We start from the raw sequence: 2,156 nt of genomic DNA, 5'->3' as shown, positions 1-2,156 counted from the left end.
CGCTTGTCCCAGCTGCGCTTGTGGCCGGCAACGATCTCGGCGACCATCTCGCCCTGCGCCATCGCCCGGTGCGCCAGCATCGGCTCGCCGGTGACGTCGCCAATGGCGAAGATGCCGCGCATCGAGGTGCGGCACTGGTCGTCGATGCGGATGAATTTGCCGGCCATGTCGAGGTCGATCTGCTCGAGCCCCCAGCCTTCGGTCACCGGCTTGCGCCCGACCGTGACCAGGATTTTTTCGGCGGCGACCTTGGCGCTCTTGCCGTCCGAGGTCTCGACCAGCAACGCGTCACCCTTGGTTGAAAGCCCCTTGGCCTTGGCGCCCAGCATCACCTCGACGCCGAGCGCGGTGAGCCGCTTGACCACCGGCCGGGTCAGCTCGGCATCATACTGCGCCAGCACGCGCGGCAAGGCCTCGATCACGGTCACCTCAGCGCCCATCTTGGCAAATGCCATGCCCAGTTCCAGCCCAATATAGCCGCCACCGACGACCGCGAGATTTTTCGGCACGTCGCTGAGTGCCAGTGCCTCGGTTGACGAAATCACCCGACCGCCAAACGGCAGGAACGGCAGCTCCACCGGCGCCGAGCCGGAGGCGATGACGATCGTTTCGGCCCGGATCACCTGCACGCCCGTCTCGGTCTCGACCGCGACCGTCTTGCCGTCGCGAAAGCTCGCCCAGCCATGCACGGTTTTCACGCCTGCCTTCTTGAGCAGGCCGGCGACGCCACTGTTGAGCCGGCTGACGATGCCGTCCTTCCAGGCGACGGTCCGGGCAAGATCGAGCGTCGGCGCGGTGACCGAAATGCCGAGCGGGCTCTTGCCGCCCGCCATGTGCGACACCTTCTCGAACTCCTCCGCCGCATGGATCAGCGCCTTGGACGGGATGCAGCCGACATTGAGGCAGGTGCCGCCCGGCTTGCCGGCCTCGACGATCACCGTATCGACGCCGAGCTGTCCGGCCCGGATGGCGCAGACATAGCCGCCCGGCCCGGCGCCGATGACGAGCAGCTTGCAGGAGATTTCTTTCATGATGGCACGCTCTTTCTGGTGGCGAAGGCCCCCTCATCCGGCCGCTTCGCGGCCACCTTCTCCCCGGTGGGGAGAAGAGGCGAGCACAGACGCCGGCGACCTCCTCTCCCCTCGGGGAGAGGTCGGATTGCCCCGAATTGCCCTTCGCAATTCGGTTTTGGCAATCCGGGTGAGGGAGCCCTTGCGACCGTTCTCATCCCCTCAATCCACGAAAATCAGCGCCGGCGTTTCCAGCAGCGTCTTGATCCGCTGGATGAACACCGCCGCATCCCACCCATCGATCACCCGATGGTCGAAGCTCGACGACAGGTTCATCATCTTGCGCGGCATGAACTGGGTGCCGTCCCACACCGGCCGCACCATCATCTTGTTGACGCCGACGATCGCCACTTCCGGATGGTTGATGACCGGCGTCGTCGCCACGCCGCCCATGGCGCCGAGCGAGGTGATGGTGATGGTCGAGCCGGACAGCTCGTCGCGTGTTGCCGTGCCGGACTTGGCCGCCTCGGCCAGCCTGATGACCTCGGCGCCGCAATCCCAGATGTCGCGCGCCTCGGCGTGCTTGACCACCGGAACCACCAGCCCCGACGGCGTCTGTGCGGCGATGCCGATATGGATGCCGCCATGCTGATGGACGATGCCGGCCTCGTCGTCGAACAGGGAATTGAGATTGGGCTGGTCCGCGATCGCCTTGACCATCGCCCGCATCAGGAACGGCAGCAGCGTCAGTTTCGGCCGCTCCACGCCAGGACGCTTCTCCTTGTTGAGCGCCGCGCGCAATTCCTCCAGTGCGGTGACGTCGATCTCCTCGACATAGGTGATGTGCGGAATGCGCGATTTGGACAGCGACATCTTCTCGGCGATCTTGCGCCGCAAGCCGACCACCTTGATATCCTGCACAGCGTCGTTGCGGGCGAGGCCGGATGCCTTTGCGACCTGCGGCCCGCGGGCCAGGAACGCTTCGATGTCCTCATGGCCGATGCGACCGGCCGGACCGGATCCGGCAACCTGCCTGAGATCGATGCCGGCTTCTTTTGCCCGCAGACGAACGGCCGGCGACGCCAGCGGTCTTTCGCCTTGAAGCCGCGGCGCGCCGGAGACGGAAGGAGGCGCCGCGCTTTTCTG

Annotated in this window: 2 protein-coding genes; both read right to left on the bottom strand. The window is 66.0% G+C overall.

The features are described from left to right. Positions 1–1,031, bottom strand: a 1,031-nt coding sequence (locus tag ENZ74_RS29960) for an FAD-dependent oxidoreductase (RefSeq protein ID WP_127313220.1), incomplete at its 3' end; no start/stop codon positions are given. Positions 1,032–1,232: 201 nt separating this feature from the next. Beyond that, a partial coding sequence (locus tag ENZ74_RS29955) for a dihydrolipoamide acetyltransferase family protein (RefSeq protein ID WP_164761318.1) occupies positions 1,233–2,156 on the bottom strand: 924 nt, incomplete at its 5' end.

The sequence above is a fragment of the Mesorhizobium sp. M7A.F.Ca.CA.002.15.2.1 genome (assembly GCF_003998715.1).
Taxonomy (GTDB): Bacteria; Pseudomonadota; Alphaproteobacteria; order Rhizobiales; family Rhizobiaceae; genus Mesorhizobium; species Mesorhizobium ciceri.
Note: the sequence above shows the minus strand (reverse complement) of the source record. Positions and strands in the feature narration are given on the sequence as shown.